Source organism: Rahnella sp. NRRL B-41462, from assembly GCF_003263525.1.
In the GTDB taxonomy this organism is placed as follows: Bacteria; Pseudomonadota; Gammaproteobacteria; order Enterobacterales; family Enterobacteriaceae; genus Rahnella; species Rahnella aceris.
Window position 1 is genome coordinate 1 of sequence record NZ_JYDF01000130.1, and the last position, 8,429, is coordinate 8,429.

Here is an 8,429-nt window from a genome sequence, read left to right on the forward strand (position 1 = left end):
TCGCAGGGGGGAGGAGCAGGGCAAAACCCGCTCGCGGTGCAGAGTGAAACCCGACCTACATCACCAGTGCCTGACCGTCTTTGCGGGATTCAGTACCCGCCAGATAACCGCCTGCCGGATTGGTGACAATCACCTGCGCGCCACCAAACGAGTGGCCGCCGAGCGGGTCTTCCACGATCAGTTCGTGGCCCATTGCGCGCAGCGCTGCCAGCGTGTTGTGATTGAAGGTGGATTCAATCGCCACCTGACGCCCGCCGTTGATCCGCCAGCGCGGCGCATCGATGGCGGCCTGCGGATTTTGTTTATACAGCATCACGCGCAACGCCAGTTGCAGATGTCCCCTGCGCCTGCATCGGCCCCCCCATCAGGCCGAATGACATCAGCGGTTTGCCTTCGGCGTCCTGTGCAAAGGCGGGAATGATCGTATGTAGCGTGCGCTTGTTTGGTGCGACACAGTTGGCGTGCGCCGTGTCGAGCGTAAATCCGCAGCCACGGTTTTGCATACTCAGACCGGTACCAGGCACCACGACGCCGGAACCGAAGCCCATGTAGTTCGACTGAATGAAAGAGACCATCATGCCGCTGGAATCTGCCGTCGTCAGATACACGGTGCCGCCCGGACGCGGTGCGCCGTAAGTCACGTCGCTGGCTTTGCTGCGGTCAATGAGTTTTGCCCGCTCTGCCAGATAATCATCGTTCAGGAACAGTTGCGGATCGAAGAACATATGGTCGCTGTCGGTGACGTGCTGGTCCAGATCCGCCAGTGCCAGTTTCATCGCTTCAATACACAAATGCGTGGTTTCCACCGAATCCACCGGCTGGCTGCCGATATTCAGCTTGTCGAGAATGCCCAGTGCAATCAGCGTGGCGATGCCCTGACCGTTCGGCGGCAACTCATGAACCGAGCCACCGGCAAACGACTGCTGCAGGGTTTCCACCCAGTCGGCCTGGTGATTCGCCAGGTCATCCAGCGTCATTGCGCCGCCGTGGGCCTGACTGTGCGCCACTATTTTTTCCGCCAGTTCGCCGCGATAAAATGCTTCGCCTTCGGTTCTGGCGATCAGTTCAAGTGAGTCAGCCAGTGCCGGATTACGGAAGATTTCCCCGATTTTCGGCGCACGACCTTCGGGCGCGAAACACTCCATGAAGCCCGGCTGGTTATGCAGTTTTTTGACCGCGATTTCCCACAGGCGGCCAATCAGCGGCGATACCGGAAAACCGTTACGGGCATAATCAATCGCCGGTTGTGCCAGCGTGGTCAGCGGCAGGGTACCGAAGCGTTTTGCCAGCGCCACCCAGCCGGAGACTGCACCCGGCACGGTAACCGCATCCCAGCCGTAGGTCGGTACGGCATCTAACCCTTTGTCCGCGAAATACTCCGGCGTCCACGCTGCCGGTGAACGGCCTGAAGCGTTGAGTCCGTGGGCTTTTTTGCCGTCCCAGACGATCGCGAATGCGTCACTGCCTGCGCCGTTGCCGCTCGGCTCAAGGACGGTGAGTGCGATGGCAGTGGCGATAGCGGCATCGGCAGCATTACCGCCCAACATCAGCATTTTCATGCCTGCCTGAGCCGCCAGCGGCTGCGAGGCGCACACCGCATTGGCACCCATCATGGTCGGACGCAGGGTCGGATAAGCCACATTAAAATCGTAATTCTCAGACATGTATTCTTCCTTAAAAAAGCTGCAAACGGTTTATTCAGAACGCGGGTCGAGCGCATCACGCAGCCCGTCACCCAGCAAATTGAAACCCTGTACGGTGAGGAAAATCGCCAGACCGGGGAAAATTGACATCCACGGCGACTGCTCAAGGAAGCTGCGCGCGGTGTTAAGCATCGCGCCCCACGAGGCGTCCGGCGGTTGCTGGCCGAGGCCGAGAAACGACAGGCTGGCTTCGGTGATGATCGCCGAGGCAATCGCCAGCGTCGCCTGCACCAGAATGGGCGACAGCACATTCGGCAGCACATAACGCCAGAGGATCCAGCGGTCGGGCAGACCAATCGCCCGCGCCCCTTCAATGTATTCCTCGTTGCGGATACTCATCACCTGCGCACGCGTCAGGCGGGCAAAAATCGGCATAGCCGAAAGCCCGATGGCGATCATCGCATTACCCAGACTTGGGCCGAGAAAAGCACCCAGAGCAATCGCCAGCACCAGAAACGGACACGACAGCAGCGCTTCGACCACGCGGGAGATAATGCTGTCCATCCAGCCCTGCCAGAAACCGGCGATAAGCCCCAGCGGAACGCCGATCACAATGGCGATAATTACCGACACGCAACCGGCCATCAGCGAGGTACGTGCCCCCCAGAACAGGCGCGATAAAATGTCGCGGCCCAGTTCATCGGTGCCCAGCCAGTGCAGGGCGGAAGGCGCTTTGCGTACCGCCATGAAATCGGCTTTGATCGGATCAAACGGCGAAATCCACGGGGCGAGCAACGCCAGCAAGGCGAAGGTGATGACCAGCACTGCGCCAGTCACTGCGCTTTTATTGCGCAGAAATTTGCTGAGTACGCGGTTCGGCTCGCGGGCAGGGAGTGACGTTGTCACGGAAATCACAGAAACGCTCATCTCAGGCTCTCCGCATGCGTGGGTTGACCAGAACGTACAGCACGTCGGCCAGCAGGTTCATCAGCAGAAATCCGACCGCGACCACCATCACCACGCCCTGAACCACGGCGTAATCGCGGTTAAACACCGAGTCGACAATCATTTTGCCAAAGCCCGGGATGGTGAAAACCTGCTCGCTGAGCACCGCGCCGCCCAGCAGTTCGCCGAACAGTAACGTGGTGAGCGTGATGATCGGCACCAGCGCATTGCGCAGCGCGTGTTTCATGATCACCTTTTTCGGCAGCAACCCTTTGGCGCGGGCGGTGCGGATGTAATCGGCTTTCAGCACCGCAATCATCGCCGCACGGGTATGGCGCATCAGCGTGGCAGAAAGGCCGGTGCCGAGCACCGCCGCAGGCAGCAGCATGGTTTTCAGGTTTTGCAGCGGATCTTCTGAGAACGGCACGTAACCTGACGCAGGAAGCCAGTGGAGTTTCACGGAGAACAACATAATCAGCAGCACACCCAGCCAGAAATGGGGGATCGAAATCCCCGACAGCGCCAGAAAATTGGTGCCGTTATCTATCCAGGTGCCTTTGTTAACGGCCGCCAGCACGCCCATGGTGATGCCGATAATCAGCGCCACAATCATCGCCAGCAGCGACAGTTCCAGCGTCACCGGCAGTTTGCTGGCGATCAGTTGTAATACCGGTTCCTGCGTGCGCAGCGACGTACCGAAATCGCCGCGCAGCGCGTTGCCGACCCAGTGGAAATACTGGCTGGGGATCGGATCATTCAGATGATATTGCTCGCGTAACTGCGCAATCACTGCCGGATCCCGCTCCTCGCCCGCCATCGCGGTGATCGGGTCGCCCGGCAGTAATTTCTGCAATGAGAACACCATCAGCGTGACCAGAAACAACGTCGGTATGGCTGAAATCAGCCGTTTCACCACCAGTTCTAACATTGTCTTTCCTCAGGCAATTACTTGTTCAGCGCCAGACCCTGCAGCCGGATCAGCCCGTCGGCGTAAGGTACGAAACCGGTCACTTTTTTACTCATGCCGAAAATGCGCGGTTCGAAGTACAGATACACCAGCGGATCGTCGAGGTTTTCCTGCACCACAATCTGCTTGTAGAGGGCTTTACGCTTCTCCACATCGCTGGTCAGACGCGCTTCCTGCAACCACTGATCGACCTGCGGATTGCTGTATTTGCCGTCGTTCAGGCCGCCTTTGGTATTGAGGAACGAGAAGATATTGCCGTCCGGATCCGGGCGCCCTGACCAGCCGGACATGCTCATTTTGAATTCGCCGCGTTGCTGGCGATCGAGCAGCGTGGCGTATTCGGTCATTTGCAGATTCAGGTTGATGCCTGCTTCGCTGACCATCGCCTGCAATACCTGCGCAACCTGCTGAGAAGTCGGGTTGTTGGCGACCAGGAAATCAATGGTCAGCGGTGTTTTCACCCCGGCGGCGGCCAGCAGCGCTTTGGCTTTCCCGATGTCACGTTTTGGCACCGGAATGTCGGCGTGATAAGGGCTGGCAGGCGAGAAGGCCTGATTCGCCGGAGTATATTGCCCCTGGAATACCACCTGATTCAAAGCGTCGCGGTCAATCGCCAGCGACAGTGCCTGACGCACACGGGCATCTTTCGCCAGCGGCGTATTGGTATTGGCGGTGCCGTTGGCGATATTGATCGTCAGCCCCATGTAACCGAGGCCGGTGGTACTGGCCAGTTGCAGATTACTGTCGGCTTTCACCGTTGCGGTGTCGCTGGCGGCAATGCCTTCGGTGATGTCTAAATCGCCCGCACGCAGGTTGGCAAGGCGAACCGACGCATCCGGAATAGGCAGGAACACCACTTTATCGAAGTGATACGCGCCTTTGTTCCAGTAATTTTCAAAACGCTTAAGCACGATGCGGTCCTGCTGAACGCGGCTGACAAACTCGTACGGGCCGGAACAGACCGGATGCGCCGCCACATTGCCTTTGGCCGTCGCTTCCGGCGCCATCATGGTGCCCGCGCGGTCAGTCAGTTGCATCAGCAACGCGGCGTCTGCGGTTTTCAGATGGAAAACCACGGTGTACGGCGCGGTGACTTCCACGGATTCAATGGAAGAGAGCTCACTTTTGCGCAAAGAACCCGGCAGCGTCAGGTAACGTTCGATATTGTATTTCACCGACGGCGCATCAAATTTCTCGCCATCATGGAAGGTCACGCCTTCGCGCAGATGCAGGGTCAGCGTTTTGCCCTCGTCGCTGTACGCCCAGTCTTTCGCCAGACCCGGCACGATTTTAAGATGCTGATCGACATCCACCAGACGCTCACACATGGCGCTGAACACGAAACGCCCGTAATAGGTGCGCGCCGTGGCCGGATCCAGCATGTCAGGATCACTGCCAAGGCCGATGCGCAGGGTGCTTTCCGCATGGGCGAGGCCCGCAGACGTCAACAACATTAAGGCGGGAATGCAGGCAGTTAAGCGGGGTGCAAATCTCATGGTCGGGTTCCCTGGGTTGAGGTTGGAGTGGAAAGTGAAAGCCGGGACTGGCTCGCTTGTTCAAACAGCGCACGCCGTAAGGTAAAAGCGGCGGACGGCGGCGGAACCAGCACCGAGGTGCGGTCCCGTTGCAGTTCGCTCCAGCGGTGGCAGGCCACCATGCGGTTGTCACTGACGGTTTCGAGTGGCGGTTCCACCAGACGACATTCGTCGGTGGCGAACGCGCAGCGGGTATGGAAACGGCAGCCGGTGGGCATATTGGCCGGATTGGGCATATCGCCCTGTAACATCGGCACCGGACGTTTTACACCGGGTGTGAGCAGCGGCGCGGAGGCAATCAGCGCCTGGGTATACGGATGCAGCGGCTGATCAAAAATGTCATCGGTGCGGGCCAGTTCCACGATTTGCCCGAGGTACATCACCGCCACACGGTCGCTCATATGGCGGATCACTGCCAGACCGTGCGCGACGACAATCATCGTCAGACCAAACTGTTGTTTCAGGCTTTCCAGCAGATTCACCACCTGCGCCTGCACTGACACATCCAGCGCCGACACCGGTTCATCCCCCAGCAGCAGTTTCGGCGAGGACGCCAGTGCGCGGGCGATACCGATGCGCTGGCGCTGACCGCCGGAAAACTCATGCGGATAGCGGTTGCTGAATGCGGCGGGCAGGCCGACCGTGGTCATCAGTTCGCGCACTTTTTCCTGTCTGTCTGCTTTACCACTGACAATGTTGTGCAGCCACAGCGGTTCGCCGACGATTTCTTCCACGGTCATGCGCGGGTTGAGTGAGGCAAACGGATCCTGAAAGATGATTTGCAGGTCGCGGCGCAGCTTTTTCATCTGTTCAGCCGAAAACTGTTTCAGGTTTTCGCCTTCATAAAACACGTCACCGTCGGAGGCGCTGAGCAACTGCAATAACAGGCGACCCAGGGTTGACTTCCCTGAGCCGGATTCGCCGACAATCGCCAGCGTTTCGCCATGCCAGACGCGCAAAGACACACGATCCACCGCCTGCACGATTTTCGGTTTGCTGAATAGTGACGACGGCCCTTTAAAAACTTTGCTCAGCGCGGCGGCTTCCAGAATGGGGCGGGGAGTGAGGCTCATGCGCAGGCTCCTTCGGCGGACAACACGAAATAGTTTTCCAGCGGCGCAAAGAAACAGGCGACGTGGTGCGGCGACTGATTCAGGGCGCGCAATGGCGGACGCTCCTGGTGGCAGCGTTCGGTGGCGAACGGGCAGCGTGTCGAGAAGCGGCAGCCCTGCGGCATGTCTTTCGGTAACGGCACGGCACCGGGAATGGTGGACAGCGCGCCCTGACGCGGAGCCAGCGACGGCATCGACCCCATCAGCCCGATGGTGTAAGGATGCTGCGGATTATTGAAAATATCGGTCACCAGACCCTGTTCGACGATCTGCCCGGCGTACATCACCGCCACACTGTCGGCGACTTCCGCCACCACACCCAGGTCGTGGGTGATCAGCAACAATGCGCTGCCGGTTTCCTGTTGAATACGGTTGAGCAGGGCGAGGATTTGCGCCTGAATGGTGACGTCCAGCGCGGTGGTCGGTTCGTCGGCAATCAGCAACTGCGGACGGTTGATCAGCGCCATGGCAATCATCACCCGCTGGCGCATACCGCCGGAAAGCTGGTGCGGATAAGCCTCCATCCGCAATTCAGGAGCGGGGATCTGCACCTTTTTCAGGATTTCCAGCGCCTGTTCGCGGGCCGGTTTTTTGCCGACACCCTGATGACGCATGACCGCTTCGGCAAGCTGATCGCCGAGTGTCAGCGCCGGATTGAGCGACGTCATTGGCTCCTGAAAAATCATCGCCAGTTCCTGACCGCGCAGGTCGGCGTACTGACGCTCAGACAGCCCGAGCAGCGAGGTATCATTGAGCCGGATATCGCCCTGCAACACTTTAGCGCTGGCGGGCAATAACCCCATCAGCGCCAGCGACGTCACGCTTTTGCCGCAACCAGATTCGCCCACCAGCGCCAGCGTTTTTCCGGCTTCCAGTTGTAAGGAAATACCGTCGAGCACGGTCGCGGGAGAACCGGAAAATTGCACCCTCAGGTCGTTAATGTGTAACAGCGGCCTGACGGGTCCGGCGGGGTCAGTCATCAGTAAAATCCTCGTCATCATCATGCAGGGTGGAAAGAAATGCCTGTTGCAGCGCCAGAAGGTGCTCGCGCATGACTTTCGCGGCTTCTTTCGGCTGGCGTGCGGCGATGTGTTCTACGATACGTTCATGGTGATCGTCGTAACGGTTCAGGCGCTCCTGATTGCGTGCCGCGTTGCGCACCGCCAGCCAGCTCGGGTCACGGCGGATGGCGTCGACGGCATCAAACAATCCGAGCAACAACCGGTTACCCGCGGCATCGGCAATAGCGCGGTGAAAGGCGCTGTCCCACAGCTCAATCTGATCCGGATCACCGCGCGACATCGTTTTCACTTTGTCCAGTAAACGGCGCATCAGCTGGATTTGTTCCGGCGTAGCGCGCAGTGCGGCGTATTTCGCCAGCCCCGGTTCGATTTGCAGACGGGCTTCCATCACTTCCTGCAAGTTGGATTGTTTCGGTAACGCCTGCAGGCTCAGCGGCTGGGCAGGGCCATTGGGCCCGATAAACGTGCCTTTCCCCTGCTTGCGCCACACGCGACCTTCTTCTTCCAGCACATCCAGCGCCCGGCGGATTTCACGGCGGCCGACATCAAACATTTGCATCAGATCACGCTCCGCAGGCAGTGGCTGCGTCTGATCCGGATGCTGTTGTATCAGCTGGCGTAGCTGTTCCAGCGCTGAATTCGATGTGCCGTTAGAAGGGGGTAGCGCCCCGGAGTGCGTTGTCATATGTCAGTTTCCCGCTGGGAATTAAATCGTTAATCAGTCCTTTGCATTTTCTGAACCAATTTTGTAATGGTTCGTGAAAAAGTTTTGCAAACAGGAGAATTTGTTTTTAATTTCAAAAGACTAAAATTTACGCACTTTAGTCAGAGGATCGTTTTAATTTTTTATAAGATATTGATATTCATCTTATATGCACAAGTGTAGTGCGTTAAATTAATGTTAACGGATCGTAATGGTGCGTGATTTTGCGGGATGAGAAGCCGATCAAATAAATGGAATAAGTTGGCTAATGGTTCGCTATTTCGTTGCTTTACCAAAGAAGGAAAGGGTCGGGCGGGGTATTAAGGAATAATTCGCAAGCCGGAGCGGACACGGGCAGTGGTTTCGTCTGCAAGTTTGTGAGTAATGGTGAAGTTTTCGCAGGGGAGCCAGAGAATTCAGTTCAGCTCCCTCCCCTGCTGAAGGGGAGGGTTGGGGTGGGGTATTAATTGCAAATCAGATAGTTAAAGTGTACTTTGACCGG

At 58.0% G+C, this 8,429-nt stretch carries 6 protein-coding genes and 1 pseudogene; all 7 read right to left on the reverse strand.

Annotated features, from left to right (window positions below):
• Nucleotides 1-55: 55 nt before the first annotated feature.
• Nucleotides 56-1,664: pseudogene (locus tag UC14_RS23845) on the reverse strand (gamma-glutamyltransferase family protein).
• Between the two features lie 30 nt (nt 1,665-1,694).
• Nucleotides 1,695-2,570 (reverse strand): ABC transporter permease, encoded by an 876-nt coding sequence (locus UC14_RS23850; protein ID WP_013575714.1) that lies wholly within the window; start codon nt 2,568-2,570, stop codon nt 1,695-1,697.
• 1 nt (nt 2,571) lies between these two features.
• Nucleotides 2,572-3,516, reverse strand: coding sequence for an ABC transporter permease (locus UC14_RS23855; RefSeq protein WP_013575713.1), 945 nt, complete (start codon nt 3,514-3,516; stop codon nt 2,572-2,574).
• A 17-nt stretch (nt 3,517-3,533) separates the two neighbouring features.
• Nucleotides 3,534-5,051, reverse strand: coding sequence for an ABC transporter substrate-binding protein (locus tag UC14_RS23860; protein ID WP_112198564.1), 1,518 nt, complete (start codon nt 5,049-5,051; stop codon nt 3,534-3,536).
• Nucleotides 5,048-6,163: an ABC transporter ATP-binding protein gene (locus UC14_RS23865; protein ID WP_015690006.1), complete on the reverse strand. Its 1,116-nt coding sequence runs from the start codon at nt 6,161-6,163 to the stop codon at nt 5,048-5,050. The genes UC14_RS23860 and UC14_RS23865 overlap by 4 nt, the downstream gene beginning before the upstream one ends.
• On the reverse strand, nt 6,160-7,182 hold the full coding sequence (locus UC14_RS23870; protein ID WP_013575710.1) for an ABC transporter ATP-binding protein: 1,023 nt from the start codon (nt 7,180-7,182) through the stop codon (nt 6,160-6,162). Before UC14_RS23870 ends, UC14_RS23865 begins: the two co-directional genes overlap by 4 nt.
• Nucleotides 7,175-7,909: a FadR/GntR family transcriptional regulator gene (locus tag UC14_RS23875; RefSeq protein WP_013575709.1), complete on the reverse strand. Its 735-nt coding sequence runs from the start codon at nt 7,907-7,909 to the stop codon at nt 7,175-7,177. The genes UC14_RS23870 and UC14_RS23875 overlap by 8 nt, the downstream gene beginning before the upstream one ends.
• Nucleotides 7,910-8,429 lie beyond the last annotated feature (520 nt).